At 58.1% G+C, this 14,110-nt stretch carries 15 protein-coding genes and 1 pseudogene; all 16 read right to left on the bottom strand.

What is annotated here, in order from left to right; all coding sequences use genetic code 11:
* Nucleotides 1-153: 153 nt before the first annotated feature.
* Complete coding sequence (locus tag D7I37_RS24710) at nucleotides 154-981, bottom strand: DUF932 domain-containing protein (RefSeq protein ID WP_129544548.1); 828 nt, start codon at nucleotides 979-981, stop codon at nucleotides 154-156.
* A 337-nt stretch (nucleotides 982-1,318) separates the two neighbouring features.
* Nucleotides 1,319-1,567 (bottom strand): annotated as a pseudogene (locus D7I37_RS24705) (DUF3275 family protein); the annotation flags it as partial.
* A gap of 79 nt (nucleotides 1,568-1,646) precedes the next feature.
* Complete coding sequence (locus D7I37_RS24700) at nucleotides 1,647-2,195, bottom strand: STY4534 family ICE replication protein (protein WP_129544547.1); 549 nt, start codon at nucleotides 2,193-2,195, stop codon at nucleotides 1,647-1,649.
* Between the two features lie 489 nt (nucleotides 2,196-2,684).
* On the bottom strand, nucleotides 2,685-3,026 hold the full coding sequence (locus D7I37_RS24695) for a hypothetical protein (RefSeq protein ID WP_129544546.1): 342 nt from the start codon (nucleotides 3,024-3,026) through the stop codon (nucleotides 2,685-2,687).
* A gap of 103 nt (nucleotides 3,027-3,129) precedes the next feature.
* On the bottom strand, nucleotides 3,130-3,495 hold the full coding sequence (locus tag D7I37_RS24690; RefSeq protein ID WP_129544545.1) for a DUF3085 domain-containing protein: 366 nt from the start codon (nucleotides 3,493-3,495) through the stop codon (nucleotides 3,130-3,132).
* Nucleotides 3,496-3,817: 322 nt separating this feature from the next.
* On the bottom strand, nucleotides 3,818-4,630 hold the full coding sequence (locus D7I37_RS24680) for a GTPase (RefSeq protein ID WP_129544543.1): 813 nt from the start codon (nucleotides 4,628-4,630) through the stop codon (nucleotides 3,818-3,820).
* Between the two features lie 290 nt (nucleotides 4,631-4,920).
* Nucleotides 4,921-5,196: a uridylate kinase gene (locus D7I37_RS24675; protein WP_129544816.1), complete on the bottom strand. Its 276-nt coding sequence runs from the start codon at nucleotides 5,194-5,196 to the stop codon at nucleotides 4,921-4,923.
* 219 nt (nucleotides 5,197-5,415) lie between these two features.
* Nucleotides 5,416-6,171 (bottom strand): ABC transporter substrate-binding protein, encoded by a 756-nt coding sequence (locus D7I37_RS24670; protein WP_165283122.1) that lies wholly within the window; start codon nucleotides 6,169-6,171, stop codon nucleotides 5,416-5,418.
* 330 nt (nucleotides 6,172-6,501) lie between these two features.
* Entirely contained in the window at nucleotides 6,502-6,786 is a 285-nt protein-coding gene (locus D7I37_RS24665; protein ID WP_129544542.1) for a HigA family addiction module antitoxin, read from the bottom strand.
* 13 nt (nucleotides 6,787-6,799) lie between these two features.
* Entirely contained in the window at nucleotides 6,800-7,078 is a 279-nt protein-coding gene (locus tag D7I37_RS24660) for a type II toxin-antitoxin system RelE/ParE family toxin (RefSeq protein ID WP_129544541.1), read from the bottom strand.
* Between the two features lie 112 nt (nucleotides 7,079-7,190).
* The gene (locus D7I37_RS24655) at nucleotides 7,191-7,748 is read right to left on the bottom strand and encodes a hypothetical protein (protein ID WP_129544540.1); all 558 of its coding nucleotides are present in this window, start codon (nucleotides 7,746-7,748) and stop codon (nucleotides 7,191-7,193) included.
* 920 nt (nucleotides 7,749-8,668) lie between these two features.
* Entirely contained in the window at nucleotides 8,669-10,636 is a 1,968-nt protein-coding gene (locus tag D7I37_RS24650) for a DNA topoisomerase III (RefSeq protein ID WP_129544539.1), read from the bottom strand.
* 390 nt (nucleotides 10,637-11,026) lie between these two features.
* Nucleotides 11,027-11,422, bottom strand: a complete 396-nt coding sequence (locus D7I37_RS24645; protein ID WP_129544538.1) for a single-stranded DNA-binding protein — start codon at nucleotides 11,420-11,422, stop codon at nucleotides 11,027-11,029.
* Entirely contained in the window at nucleotides 11,419-11,934 is a 516-nt protein-coding gene (locus tag D7I37_RS24640) for a DUF3158 family protein (RefSeq protein WP_129544537.1), read from the bottom strand. Before D7I37_RS24640 ends, D7I37_RS24645 begins: the two co-directional genes overlap by 4 nt.
* Nucleotides 11,931-12,704, bottom strand: coding sequence for a PFL_4669 family integrating conjugative element protein (locus tag D7I37_RS24635; protein WP_129544536.1), 774 nt, complete (start codon nucleotides 12,702-12,704; stop codon nucleotides 11,931-11,933). Before D7I37_RS24635 ends, D7I37_RS24640 begins: the two co-directional genes overlap by 4 nt.
* A gap of 262 nt (nucleotides 12,705-12,966) precedes the next feature.
* The gene (locus D7I37_RS24630) at nucleotides 12,967-14,109 is read right to left on the bottom strand and encodes an STY4528 family pathogenicity island replication protein (RefSeq protein ID WP_371415239.1); all 1,143 of its coding nucleotides are present in this window, start codon (nucleotides 14,107-14,109) and stop codon (nucleotides 12,967-12,969) included.
* Nucleotide 14,110 lies beyond the last annotated feature (1 nt).

Below are 14,110 nucleotides of genomic sequence, written 5' to 3'. Positions count from 1 at the left end.
GATGTTGTATCGGTCATGGTCGAATCCTTTGGGCGTTCAAGGGGGGTGTACCAGCCCGTGAGGCGGGTACACCCCCTGGGGGGAGGAATGCTCCGTCAGGAGCGATGTGTGAAAACTGCGTGCATTACCCGAAACGGGCGCAGTCCGCGTAGATCAGCTTTTGAGTTGTCGCAGGCCTTCGGCCAGCAGCCAGAGCGCGCGATTGAGGCGGACGTTCTGATCTATGCCTTGCACAGGGCGCGTGCGTTGATGGCGGCCATTGGCAGTCCGCCCGGACAGACCTCCTTTGACGAGGTTTTCCTGAATCCGGTTGAACACCGACCACAAATCCGGCCGATTGTCATCGAATCGGCGTGTCGCCAGAACCTGGCTTTCAGTTATCGGCAGCACCTTGCTTGCGCAGTCATATTTGAGCGTCAGAGCCGACCTTGCGAAGACTTCCGCCTCGCCATCATCGAGCGTGATCGCTCGCATGGCTTCGCGGGAGTCCTGCACCTGGTCGAAGCCACTCAGTACCTTGTAGGCGCCTTCGATTACATGGTCTGTGACATTGCCCTTGTGAGGCACACGAACGTCACCGACGATATCGCCGCACACCAGACCGTTCTGGCACACGAAACGGAACATGCCAGCCAGCATTTGATAGCTGCTGGTGCCATCATGCGAATTGAGCAAGATGATTTCATTCGCCTCTTTGCTGTTGATCTGGCTTGCATGGCGAAGGCGGAGCATGTGTTTCGTGAAGTCGCGACGATCTTCATGACGCACACGGGTCTGGCACACCATGAAGGGCTCGAACCCTTCATTGCGTAGTTTAGCCAGCACGGCGGAGGTTGGTATATAGCTGTACCGTTCGGAGCGGCTTTCATGCGGTGTATCCGCGAAAATGGAGGGAGCGACTGCGATAATCTGGTCATCCGACAGCGGATGATCTGTACGCAGTATCGGGGTACGTGATGCGAAACGAGATGCGAGTTGCATGTCTATCTCCTTGAGGATTGGGCAAGCGACATCGACGGCTGGCACAACGTCAGACGCGCACGCATGCGTTGAAAATCTGCAATGCAGGGACAGTCAGAAGACTGGTGGACAGGAATTTCAGGGGGCTGGAATGGCAGATGCCGAACGCGCTATGTGCCTGTGATCGTAGTACTACCGTACACCCGCTCGCCATTTCGGCGATTAAGTGGATGCACGTTCCAGATAGCTGAGAGGGCAGCTGGAGTAAAAGGGATGAACAGATTCAACCATCGACTTGTCGCCCCACTCGTTGAGATAGCTCTGCAGCAAGGTACAGCCGCTGTTGGTGCGGTTAGGTTTCGTCCTTGTTCAGTCGTTCGATGTTCGAGAGGGTCATCCCGACCAGGTGGGCGCGGATTTCGATGACCATCCATCCACTGGTTTTGTAGATTGAGGGACGAATTTCGGTGATAACGCAATCACCGTCATATTTGCCTTCGTCATACTGGCTCAGTTCGACATTCTTGATGACGAACTCGCTAATGCTGGTTGTCAGGCGGTCGACATTGAAGTCGCCGTTCCTGCCGCGGATGGTCTTGATGGCCAACCGGGCCTTTCGGACAACACCGTGTCAGCGATGCTCGGTTGATGAAAAGAACAAGCCCCCGGTGAGGGGGCCTTGCGGATCAGAACGACTCGGACAGTGCTGGTGCTTGTGCATCAGCGGCTTCGTCTGCAGGTTCGGCAACCGACTCTGATAGTTCCGGAGCCGGCTCTTCCTGAGGAACAGGAGCCGGTGCAGCGGATTGCTCCGCAACATCCTGTTCGGACTTGACCGGCTTGGTTTCGGCCTTGTACTTCAGGACGCCATCGACCTTTATCCAACTGATAAACAGCAGGCGGGCCTTCAGGCTGACGCCCTGTTCACCGGTACGCTTCCCCTTTGAATAGGTGAAAGTGTCGGCCCACAGGTCGCCCATACGGAACCCGATCATCACTTTCTTTTCCGCCTCGACGGCATCGATGCAGCGACGCACCAGGTGCTGGGCATCTGTGCCTGAAACGCGCGTATCGAAGCGCACATACGAGACATCGTCGCTCGGACCATTGAGCGCAGCGATATCGCAGGCCAGGAAGGGATCACCTTTCTTCGGCTTTACTTCGCGGATGCGATTGAGATAGCCGAGGCCGGTGATGTGCAGGTCGAAAAAGGACTTTTCGGTGGAAGTGGTCATGGTGAATCTCCAGACTTGAGGACAAGAATGCGGAGACACACCGACCCCATTCGGGAAGTGTGTAACCCCCGCGCGGGTTGATAGATCGTGAGATCCGGCAACAACTAGGGTGGCATCACCGCTGATTGCTCGACGGTCGTTCGCGCTTGGATGCCGAGTGCGAACTGGTGCGATCACGCGGACGGAACCGCGACGTAGCCTTGAAGATCGTGGCTACCTGGGCATGTTGCTGACCGAGGTCAGCGCAGCATGGCGGTAGAGTGGCATCCGCTGCGCCGGCCAGCTATTCGGAATCGGTACTGGTTCGTAGCCCTATTGTTCGGTCAGCGCACTTGAGTGGGGGCTTGCGTGCGGACATCTTCGTGGGACACATCTCGCATGCTGCCGGCATCCAGGCCTTTCGATCGGGAAGGTGCGCCAGACAGGCCGTGCGGAACTCCACACGAAAAATAGCCCCCATCAAGGGGGCTTGGTTGGAGCAGTGTGTTGTTATGAACCGCAACCGGCAGGGCAACAACCCAGCTCGATTCCGTGCGTGCAGTAGCCGTGCTCGGCATTCCAGTCGTGGGTTTCCTGCCTCTCGGCAGATGTTGTGTAATCCCAGTCCTGCGCGATCTGCAGAGCTTGTGCCCGTTGGTTATCGGGCAGTCGATCGATGTGTCGTTCAATCTCCGAACTGAAGCGTTCGACGTAAAAGTCGTGAGACAGTCCACAGCCGTTGCTGGCTTGTACGGCGATCTTTTCGCAGACGGCCCGCCACGCGGTTTCATCAAACGCGAGACCGTTATCGCCGATAGGTTGTGAGGATGTGCTGCAGGTAATTGCTGGCATGATGGATATCTCCAGTAAGAAACCGGAGTCCTCCCTCGCTGGGACAGGACTCCGGCGGGTGAATGAAACGTCGCGACTGTGAGCAGCGCGATCGGTTCGTCGTTCAGTCGTCGCTCTGAGTGGGTGAAACGGCTTGCAGGAACAGTTGTGTCGGCGTGGCGGATAGTTTGAGATCGTCCTCGCTGCTCAGGATGCGTGCGAACACGCTGTCCTGCAGTTCGAAACGTTCTGCGAAATCGTCCCCTCCCAACTCGGCTTGGGCGAGTTCCCACCAGTCATCGAACGGGTCGATGTCAGGGTTGCAGCCGATGGCATAGGCCAGCAGCTTCTGACGCCCCTCTGGCGTTCGCTCACCACGCTCGGCAAGGAAGTAGACGCCGTGGTCCTTTACCAGGACGACGCGGCATTTGTTCGCCTTGGCTTCGGTGAGCACAGGGCGTAAGTCGGCACCTTTGAAACGTAGTGACATGGACGGAATCTCCTGTGTGGAATAGTGAAAGCTCCCCAACCCTCTGGATGGAGAGCCGCTGCGGTACATGACCGGTTGATGGAAAGCCGGGGCTGGAAGTCTTGAGGTCAGCTGTAGAACTGTTGGGCCTCACGCCGGGGAACGAGCCGCGCGTCGTGGCCGACCGATATCGGCAGCACTGCGTCACGGGCCTTATCGGCTGTGAAACATGTCGCCTGATCGAGCGGGACCCAACCGAACTTGTTGGACCAGAAGCCCGTGCTGCCACTGATGGCCGACTCGTTGGGCGAATACACTACCCAGGAGTCGCTTGCCATGAACGTCACTCCAGCAACGCCTGGCGTCTGCGGGCGGGTCTGGCGTCGATCACGTTCACGTCGATCAGGCGCCAGCGCCCGTCGTCGATGAGGCGTTCGAGCACTTCGCCGAGGCTGTCGAAATACACCTCGTCGATGCGCTCGACCAGCTCGTCGCCCTGGCGTAGCTCGATCACGTATACGTCGCCAGCTCGGTCATAGAGCACGGTGACCCGGCCCACGAACTTTGCTGTTGAGACGGAGAAGCTGATCGCAGGCGGCGTTTCGATGATTTTGTCCGGCGTCGGATCGACCCAGGTGAAGTCCTTCGCTCCGGCATCGACCAGCAGATGCGTTATCTTGCGGAAGCGATCAGGCGCCGGCAGTTCTTCCAGTTGCCGGATGAGGTCGTGCAGTTCCGGGCATTTCGGCTCGGGGATGGGCAGTTTCGCCGGTGCTGAACCGAGGATGTGCGTCTTGATGGTGTAGGGCTTGCCATCCGACGAATACTCAGTTCGCTCCTCCGGCGTGTCCGCGCGTAATCCGTCGAAACGGCGCCGTGCATAGGGGCTGACATGCACGTGAGCGCCCTCGTCGGGCGTGGCGGTGACCAGTTGCTGATCGAGCACAGCGAATTCGGCACGGCCGGTCTTGAGGATGATCGCATCGTCGGTCCTGGCGATGACTTTGCCATCGAAGGGGGTGGGGTCCATACAGAAACCGAGCATGTTCGGCTGCGGCAGACCGTCGAAGATGCGGTACTTGAACGAACGGACGTTGCGTGGAACGTAGGCCGAAACGAGCGAGGATATTTGGCTCTCGATGATGGAACGGTTCATGGAAGTTCTCCTGGAAATAAAACAAGGGACTTCCAGCCCGTAAGGGATGGGTCCCTTGCGGTGAGGTGAATGGACGCGGGATGCGTCCGGCGATGAGGATGACCAGTGCCGAAACACCGCAGTCTCGAAGGTCTGGACTGCCTGGGATGCTGCTGGTTACACCAGCTGACATGGGGCCAGCATGGCCGGGGCAACACGACGGCGCGCGGAACAAATCATATCCCGGCGTTCCCGCATTGATTCAGCGCGGACAGGAAAAGGCCCCCGGGTGTCCGGGGGCTGCGGGTTGATCAGAGGTTTTCGTACACGAAGCAATGCGCCCGCTGCGCGGGGAAGAACACATGCTTCCAGCGGTCGCCGTGGCTGTTGCCGCCATCGAACAAAATCATCTCGTAGCGGTCGATGTCGGTATCAAGCAGGCTGAGGGGGGCGATCTCGTGCATGCGCAGTTCGGCGTCGTGGCGCTGGAGTACCAGTGTCTGTCCCACGGCATCATCCTGGCTCATGGCGTTGATGCAGGCCCCAAACTGCTGGTCGAAGTCCGGCTCAAGGCCGTGCTCGCCCATCAGACCATTGACGATGGCATCGAGGTTGAGGTTGTCGGGCAGTCTGCTCCTGTCGATTTGGTGCTGGCACAGGTCACGGACGATGTTTGTGAGTTGCAGCAGCAAGGTGTGCAAGTTCACGTTCTTATGAAGCATGATGAGTCTCCTGTAACAGGAGCGGGCTACTCACCTTTGCGGGTGTGGCAGCCCGCAACGTTGACAATGAAGTGAATCGGGCCGTCAGGCCCAGTCGTCGTAAAGCGGCAGGCCGTCGAGCACGGCAGCATCGGCATCGAAGATCAGCAACCGCACGTCCGCCCGGCCGGCCAGAGACAAGGCATTAACCAGGCATTCAGGCATGCCCTTGTCGTGGAACGTTTGTCGCAGTTCCTCGGCGGTGATGCCTTCCACATCCTGCAGATGGGTATCCGTCCAGGGAGTGGAGAGCAGCTTGACGCCGATTGCCGGGCTGTACGGCATATGAAACGCGATGAACAGTAAGTCGGTCGGCATGTTGATGTCCGCCCATTCCATCAGGCAGTTGCTGCCCTTTTGAGTGAGGTGAGCGCTGCTGATCTCCCAGGCGCGACTGTAAAAGCCCGTCTCGAATTGCAGATTGCGCACTATCGCCTGCGCGGTCTCCAGCGAGTAGCTGTCGCCAATGTGGATGAGGCCGTCTTCGGGGACCCTGCCGTAGATGCTGTGGACCACCGCCTGTATGGAGCCACTGCCGAAGCAGAGCGCATCGAGTTCGGCTGGCACGATTTGGTCTTCCGTGATCAGCGCGAACTCCTCGTTGAAGATGCATGCACGGTGGGCCACCTGTTCATTGGCCAGGTGTGCCTGCGATGGGTGTAGCGGCAGGAAAGTCTGGGGATGGCGATCGTCGTAGCTGATAACGACGGTGCGCCAGATCTCGAAACCGTAATACCCGCGTGCGAAAGGATTGGATGGACTATCTATGATGGGATTCTCAGATGAGGGGGAAAGGGCCATGGGAGATCTCCTTTGCAGATAAAAGGAAGGCAGCGCGAGATGTGCTGCGTCGTCGTTTCTGTTGGGGAAAAAGGCATCGACACCTGGGCTGGTGCGCGTCCGCGGACTCGATGCGTTGCGGACTGGAGGGTCGCGCGGTAAAACTGCGGCAGCCTCAGGACCCCGGCTGCAGGCATGGCGCTGACAATGTCAGCAACACATGCAGTCAGCTTCTTGCGCTGCTGTGGCAGAGTCAGCAAAAAATGGTAATCCTGCGCTGCCCGATTGATGCTGCGCGCATGAAAAAGCCCCGCAAATGCGGGGCTGCTGGTGTGCCTGGAAAAACGGAGATCAGGCGAACTGCAGGCGTGTGATCGGCGGGTGTTCTCTGTGCTCGGCCTGCCACAGGTCATAAGCCGCCTGCTCGGCGAGATATTGCCGCGCGCTGCCCAGTCCGGCCAACTCAAGCCGGTGGGCAAGATCTGCGCTGATCGCTGCGTGCCCGTTCAGCACGGTAGAGAGCTGCCCTCGCGAGTAACCGATGTGCCGGGCCAGGCCCGCCACCGTCATGTTGATCGCGGGCAGCACGTCCTCGCGCAACGCTTCACCCGGATGGGGAGGATTGTGCATAGCCATATCGACCTCCTGCTCAGTGATAGTCCAGGTAATCGATCAGCTCCACGTCGGAGCCGTCGAACCGGAAGATGACGCGCCAGTTGCCTGACACACTAACCGACCAGAAACCGGCGAGCTTCCCCTTGAGGGGATGCAGCCGGTTGCCGGGCCGGTCCAGGTCGCTTGGGATCTGCGCCACGTCCAGGGATGCCAGCAGACGCCGCAGGCGGGGAACATGACCGGCGTGAACGCCAGATGTGTCCCCACGCTGGTGCAGCGCCCGAAGCCCCTTGTGGCGGAAAGATCGGATCACGATAGCCAGAGTGTAAGGCCTGACCTTACACTTTTCAAGTGCAACGGTTGGGAGTCCATGCAGTTTGCTCCTTCTGGATCAGGACCGCACAAGGCGGCAGGGTGGTCAGGGATTATTTGCTGCCCAGGACGTGCTGCTTCCACAAGGCGAAAGCCTCATCCGGCGGTAGCTCGGCCAGGATGACGATGGGTTGCTTCTGCTGCTCGCGTAGCTTCGCGAAGTAGGTGGTGCGGTCGGCGATGGTCTTGAGCTTGACGCGTTTAAGGAACAGCAGCTTGCCGTCCTTGATGAACAGCACCTTGTTGTTGATGTCACGGGAATACGCGGTACGCAGCTTGCGATCGGCATGCTGTGCGGTGGCCAGGAGGTCGACCAGATAGTCGAGAGTGACGTCGATGATGAATGGTGCATCGGCATCGCCGGAGGCACTGCTTTCCAGTCTGTCGGGGGGCAGGCTCCTGGCAAACGCTTCAGCTTCGGCCAGCAGTGCGGCCTTGCCCTGGAGTGGGCTGACGTCGGTGGGGCCGCCGTAGCCGCCATTACTGGCTTCTGCAATGGCTGAGCCGTCGAACAGCACGGTGGCAGTGAAGCACAGCGTTTCTTCGCTGGCGAACTCGGCGACCTTGAGGTTCTTGAGGGCGATGCGGTCTTGCTTGATGGTGGTTTTCATAAGCATTCCTTGTGAGCTACAGGGAAAGGTAACGCGGCGGCCCTGCGGGGCGGGGCGTTCCTTCCGTGATTGGAGAAAGAGACATCGGTGCCTGTGAAGGCAGTGTCCGCCTGGGCGATGCGATGCGGACTGGTGGGAGCGTGGGTGGATACCTACGGCAGCCTGGAACCCTGGCTGCTGGCTGGGGCTGACGAATCAGCGAAACCGGGGCAAGAATGACGCCGGACGAGCTATCCGTCGCCCAACAAAGCGCTATGGTTTTCTTCCACTAAGAGAGGTGTTGCTGCAGGCGGCTTCAATACCCCCTACAGACGCTACCGTACTGCAGTGGCACCTTCGAAGAGGGATTAGGTGGCAAAGACATAGTTTCGATCTCCTGTTAACTGCCCGGAATTCTCGACATGTAGAAGAAGTAGCCGAAGGCCTGCAGGCCTTCGGCTCGGGAGGAGGAAACCACCCGTGGGCTGTTTCAGGATGCGGTCGTCGTCAAAACCGTTCGCTGTCCCAGCAATCGCACCCGGCCGTTTTCGTGGCTGTGGCCGATAACCTCTGGCGTGCATCCACACACAAAGGGAGCCCGGTTTTTCGCCGTCGGGCACGGCAATGAATACCGTCGTCCCCGAAAGGTCTCCTGATGGCTTGCTCTGGCTGGCCAGACAGCAGGGGACCCTTCGCAAAAGACGGAAGCATCAGAACGTCAGGGGAATCGACGGCGCGACTCAGGGATAAATATCCTTCTCGCCTGGTTGCCAGAACTGGCATGGTGTGGCGCGCGCGCATTTGCAGAAGGGTTAGCACGCTGGGTCCACGCATGACTGCGGGAGGAAAACCAGGCCGCCTCTGGGAGGCCGATATGGCAACGGAGAACGGGCATATCAGGATGCCTTTGTATGGACGCGACGCTTACGCGACGTACTGAGTCAGGTCGGGCCGGACTTGACCGACAGCGTGCCCCGGCATTCCGGGTAACGGGTACAGGACCAGAATGGTCCGTTCTTACCCGGGCGCTGGCGCATCGGTGATCCGCATTCGGGGCATGATGGCCCCTGGGGGAGCCGAATGGATAAGGATACGCTGCGGTATTGTTGTACAAGTTGCGCGATCCAGGCGGACTGTTTCTCGATGAACGTGTCGAGTGTGAGTTGGCCTGCTTCAATCATGTCCAGCGCCTGTTCCCAGACTGCCGTAGTGCCAGGGTTTGCAATCGCCTCAGGCACGGTGTCGATCACCGTGAAAGCGGTGTCCGATGCGCGGATTGCCCGGCCTTTCCTGAGCAGGTAGCCGCGTGCAAGCAGGCCGCTGATAATGCTGGCGCGCGTCGCTTCGGTGCCGATGCCGGTTGTCTCCCTGAGCTTCTGTTTCAGTCGTGGCTCCGAGACCAGTCTGGCGACGCTCTTCATTGCCTTGACGAGTTCGCCCTGCGTATAGGGCCGGGGTGGCAGCGTTTTGAGTGTCTTCAAATCTACACTAGCCACCTGGCATACCAGGTCGTCGTATAATGCGGGCAGTACCTGGCTGCGCGGTGAGGCGTCGTTTTCTTCCTCGCTCTGTGGCTCGGCCAAGATCGTGCGCCAGCCGGAGACGACGATCTGTTTTCCCCTGGCAGACAGTGCGTGCTGGCCGCAGGAAAGGTTCGCCACGGTGCGGTCAAACTCGTGGTTCGGCAGAAACTGCGCAAGATAGTGAGCCCGGATGAGTTTGTACACTGCCAGTTCCTTCTCGCTCATGGCTGAGAGGCTTGTCGGTTCAAGTGTTGGGATGATGCCGTGGTGCGCCGTGACCTTGCCGTCATTCCAGACCCGCGAGCGCTGGCTGTGGTCGAACTGGCCCATCATTGGACGCAGCATGGGATCGGTCTTGAGCAGGCTGTCGAGTACCGTGGGGACTTCGGCAAACATGTTCTCCGGCAAGTAGCCGGAATCCGAACGCGGGTACGTCGTGGCTTTGTGCGTCTCGTACAGGGCCTGGGCAATCTCCAGGGTTTCCTGCACGTCCAGCCCAAACTGCCTGGAGCACACTTCCTGCAAGGTGCCCAGGTCGAACAGCAGCGGCGGGCCTTCCCGTACACGCTCTGTCTCGACTGAGACGACCTGGACGATCCCGTTGATACGTATCTGCTGTACCACCTGCTGTGCCACCGGCTTCTGCAGGCACCGGCCCGCATCGTCGGTGCAGGATGCGGGCGGCACCCACTGCGCAGTGAAAGCCTGGTCGCCAGCGGACAGGGACACCTCGACAGCCCAGTACGGTACGGACACGAAGGCGGCGATTCCGCGGTCACGGTCTACGACCAGTTTGAGTGTCGGGGTCTGGACGCGTCCGACGGACAGTACTCCGTCGTAGCCAGCCTGCCGCCCCAGCACCGTGAACAACCGGCTGAGATTCATGCCCACAAGCCAGTCGGCCCGCGAACGCGCAAGCGCCGAGTGGTACATCGGCAGGGTCTCGGCCGAGGATCGCAGTTCGCCCAGCGCTTTCCGGATAGAGGCGTCGTTGAGCGCCGACAGCCAGAGGCGTTGGATCGGGCCGCGGTAGCCGCACAGTTCGATAATTTCCCGGGCGATCATTTCGCCTTCGCGGTCGGCATCTGTCGCAATGATCAGCTCGGATGCCTCACCAAGAAGCTGTTTAACCGATTTGAACTGACTGGCAGTTTTGGATTTGACCTCGACACGCCATTGCTGGGGAATAATCGGAAGCTGCTCAATATTCCAGCGCTTGAACTGGTCGCCATAGGCCTCTGGAGGTGCGGCTTCGATCAGATGTCCGATGCACCACGTGACCGCAATTCCAGCCCCCCTGTAGCAACCATTCCCGCGTTGCTTTGCACCCAGCACCCGGGCAATATCCTTACCCTGTGATGGTTTTTCGCACAGAAAAATGCGCATACGGACACCTTGCAGTCTGATAATGTGATGCGTACCAGTCTGCCGATGCTATGCTTATGTGACAGCAGAAAACCGGAGGCTGCTGGCCACCGTATTTTCGGTATATGCGTCAGGGAGTGTGTGGCTACGCTGAGCACGCGGAGGAAAAATTACCTCGTGATCGACAATATTGGCGGCACATGTCGGTCTTCGTCCGAACCAGCCAGCATGCGGCGAATGATCTGTACTACGCCAATTAGGCGTCGACGAAGCTGGTGATCTGATCCCCGCGACATCAACAGGATTACGGGAGATACGCTCGAGAGAATTAGGCTTGGGGGGCTGGACTGAATCACAAAAATCATTAAACGAGAGTGGTCATGTTTCAGAACAACCACTCCCTGCGTCCGATTATGATGCGTCCGATGGAGGATCCTCAACCGTTTTAGGGCTTACCGTCACTGCCTCAATTCGATAGGGAAGAATGCTGACGCTGCGGGCATTGATGCGGTAAGTGGTGCGAGGCTGACCGCTGTCATCTGTCCAGTCGTCCCGTTCCTCCCGTCCAACCACAACCACGCGCATACCCTTTTGAAACAACTGCGACCAATCTTCGGCATCCTTGTGCCACCAGTCGACGGGGCGCCAGAATCCGCCCCGGTCCGCGTAGCCATCCTTGACCGGTACCGGGTTGTCGAAATAGACATTCAGGCGTAAGACCCTGCGCGGTTCCTCGTTACCGTTGGGATATTCGCTAAATTCTGGCGCAGAGCCAATGTTACCCTCACCGCGAAAAAACGTACTCATGTGTGTGTCTCCTTCGGGTTGATGGTGCAGATACATCGTTGATAGACCTTGTCGGCATGGGCCAGTTTGTTGGCGCATTCCTCTGCCTGACGAGCAAGGGTATGGGTCAGGCTGACTTGCATATTCACCACGATGCGCTGCTGTTCGAAGGCATACAGCTCATTCAGTAGCGATCGCTGGGTGCTCGGTGAGGTGTTCTGTAACAGCTCTTCCCAGATAGCGACCCCCATACGAGACCTGTCCAGATTGCGCCAGCGCAGAAAGGTCGTGCCTGCGCCAGTCCTTTGCTGGGCAAGTTGAAGGGATAGCAGGTTGAAGGGAATCCGGTCCCACTGCTCCAATACCCGACGTTCTGCCAAACGGATCAAATCGTCGCGCAAGTGAAAGCACTTGCTGGCCCAGACTACCATCTCCCCTTTACCCTTAAAGGGTTTTAAAAGGCCTTTTAGATAGGCAGCATGTTCCAGACGTTGGAAGTCAGCCTGTTCCAGAGGTGAAAATTTCGAGTTCATATTGGCGCATTCTCCCCTGATAATTCGCTGGCACCCTCAACGTCAGTAACAGGGTCTTCTTCGTTGACCCTGGCATCGGCTTGGGCGCGCAACTGATCGAGGCGGGGAATAGGCGGCGCAAAACGAGACCGGCGAGTGCCATCCAGAACGTCCTGAGGAAGCGGTCCGAATTTCTCTGTGGCTGCTCGCGCTGCGGCATTATTAGCAGCAAAATCATCACGCGTTGCGCCGGAGTAACGGTATTGCTGCGCCAGCGCAAACAGGCTGCGAAGAGCATGTGCGCCATCATTGAGCCAACGCTCAAGGGTGCTGCGGTCAATCAGCGCGGCGTGATGCGCCAGCAGCAGACGCCTGGCAAGATCATCAAATTCGGCAAGCAGGTAAACGGCTGAAAAGCCGAGCTGGGAAGAGACGAACAGCGGCAGTTTCACCGGTTGTACGTTAAGATTTTCGCCGAGACTCAGGGCTGAGGGGACTCCGGCAAGGACCTGCTCGATCTGTTCGCTCAGGGCTTTGAGAATGGCGCGCGTTTGTTCCAGCTTTTCTTCAATCCTCAACATCCACCAGTCACTGTAGGGGTCGTCCTGTTCGGCGCCGCGCTTCATCTTGTTCATAACAGAAACGTACCCAGACAGTCCGACAATGCCTGGTCGGTCATCGCTGGGTGCCCGACCACGCCAGATGCGCGATGCATGATGGGTATGCAGGGTCAGCGACATGGCGCTGCGCAGTGACCCAAGGTTCAACTGTAAAGATTCTTCGCTAGCCATAGTCACGACTCCTGGTTTCATGGAAACAGAGTCGTCAGGATTACGACTTGGTGGAAGGCCGTCAGTTATCAAACCGTTACGGGAGTGCGCCTGATAGTTTCTGACGTTGCTACAAAAATTATACCAGTGGTATAGCCCTCTATAGCTGCTTGTGGACATATACATTAATGGTTGATGCCGACGAGTTACAGCATCGCGCAAAAACCTTGCGTTGAGCTATACCAGTGGTATAGGCGTCGGGGGAACACGGTGGAATATAAGGTCACGACGAGTTCAGCAGTTCGCGCAGCCTGGCAATATGTTGCCGGGCGATTTCGGGATCTGCCGTTGCCGGGGAATGTGGCACCGAAGGCCTGGTGTCTGGTTGTATCTGCTGCCCGGCCCAGATGTGAAACTCACCGCGCATGGCTTTCTGGATGATACCGAACAGGTAACCGGCAGGGTTTCGCACGATGGTTGAGCCGCAGCGGGCGTCCCATTCGTCAAGTACAGCCTGTTGAAGTGTGTTTTCCACGGCCTGTAATGCCGTCAGGGCTCCATTTTGTTGTTCAGCACTGAGGGACTCGAATCTCACCGGGATAGTCAGTTGCTCGTGCGTGCGCGGTACTGTACGTATTTCTTTTATTTTTTTTTCTTTACTTACTGTACTATCGGTCTTCGGATCCCGAAGAGTGCTGGTTTTACTGCTTTTGTTACCCACTTCGGAATCCGAACTGGGGGTATCACGATTCCGAAGAAAGGTGGGATCCCCGTCTTCGGAATCGTGATTATCCACAGGTTGTGGATAAGTAGCCCGGTCGTCCCACCCCCGATCTTGCATGCGCTGTATCATCAGGTGCAGCCGGCCTGGCAGCATGTTGTTGCATAGTAGGGGATCTTCGGAAAGCTCTTTCAGCGTGAAGGCCGCAACCCGTTGGATGGACTTACTCGTATGGATAAGAGACTGACTGATCAGCTCAAGGTAGTCAGCATCGAGCCGGATTGCTTCATACGGAGAAAGAGGCTCATCGTGCAGGACATACAGGTTGCCCTGTATACGACCCGTACGCTGTTCACGACGCCGTCGGACAAGGCTCAACCAGCGAGTCAGCCGTAAGACAACGAGAGCTCGCGCCACAGTTTCGTGGGAAGCTCGTTGGGTACAGGGCATTGAGGCAAGCCAGGGAGCGAGCTGATCGTAGGTCGGCAGGGCGGTGATGCCATCTTCATTGAGCTTAAGGCGAAATACCTGCCAGGCGTTGCGTTCGAGGGGAGTCAGTCTCTTATCAAGCAATAATGCGCGTGGCACGCTGTCGTGGGCATTGCCGCTGAAGATAATACCGTCTTCCATGAAGCCATTTCTTCGATTTGGCTCAGTCATTTCGCCCGGCGGTATCGGGATATGTGAGGAATCGAGCCTGCCCATC

It is taken from the genome of Serratia sp. 1D1416 (genome assembly GCF_003641105.1).
Taxonomy (GTDB): Bacteria; Pseudomonadota; Gammaproteobacteria; order Enterobacterales; family Enterobacteriaceae; genus Serratia; species Serratia ficaria.
The sequence above is the reverse complement of the archived record's forward strand: the minus strand, read 5'-3'. Positions and strand labels throughout refer to the sequence as shown.

Coding starts and splice junctions, on each gene's coding strand:
- D7I37_RS24710 (WP_129544548.1), bottom strand. CDS start 981: ATGCAACTCGCATCTCGTTTCGCATCACGTACCCCGATACTGCGTACA.
- D7I37_RS24700 (WP_129544547.1), bottom strand. CDS start 2,195: ATGACCACTTCCACCGAAAAGTCCTTTTTCGACCTGCACATCACCGGC.
- D7I37_RS24695 (WP_129544546.1), bottom strand. CDS start 3,026: ATGCCAGCAATTACCTGCAGCACATCCTCACAACCTATCGGCGATAAC.
- D7I37_RS24690 (WP_129544545.1), bottom strand. CDS start 3,495: ATGTCACTACGTTTCAAAGGTGCCGACTTACGCCCTGTGCTCACCGAA.
- D7I37_RS24680 (WP_129544543.1), bottom strand. CDS start 4,630: ATGAACCGTTCCATCATCGAGAGCCAAATATCCTCGCTCGTTTCGGCC.
- D7I37_RS24675 (WP_129544816.1), bottom strand. CDS start 5,196: ATGGGCGAGCACGGCCTTGAGCCGGACTTCGACCAGCAGTTTGGGGCC.
- D7I37_RS24670 (WP_165283122.1), bottom strand. CDS start 6,171: ATGGCCCTTTCCCCCTCATCTGAGAATCCCATCATAGATAGTCCATCC.
- D7I37_RS24665 (WP_129544542.1), bottom strand. CDS start 6,786: ATGGCTATGCACAATCCTCCCCATCCGGGTGAAGCGTTGCGCGAGGAC.
- D7I37_RS24655 (WP_129544540.1), bottom strand. CDS start 7,748: ATGAAAACCACCATCAAGCAAGACCGCATCGCCCTCAAGAACCTCAAG.
- D7I37_RS24650 (WP_129544539.1), bottom strand. CDS start 10,636: ATGCGCATTTTTCTGTGCGAAAAACCATCACAGGGTAAGGATATTGCC.
- D7I37_RS24645 (WP_129544538.1), bottom strand. CDS start 11,422: ATGAGTACGTTTTTTCGCGGTGAGGGTAACATTGGCTCTGCGCCAGAA.
- D7I37_RS24640 (WP_129544537.1), bottom strand. CDS start 11,934: ATGAACTCGAAATTTTCACCTCTGGAACAGGCTGACTTCCAACGTCTG.
- D7I37_RS24635 (WP_129544536.1), bottom strand. CDS start 12,704: ATGGCTAGCGAAGAATCTTTACAGTTGAACCTTGGGTCACTGCGCAGC.
- D7I37_RS24630 (WP_371415239.1), bottom strand. CDS start 14,109: ATGGGCAGGCTCGATTCCTCACATATCCCGATACCGCCGGGCGAAATG.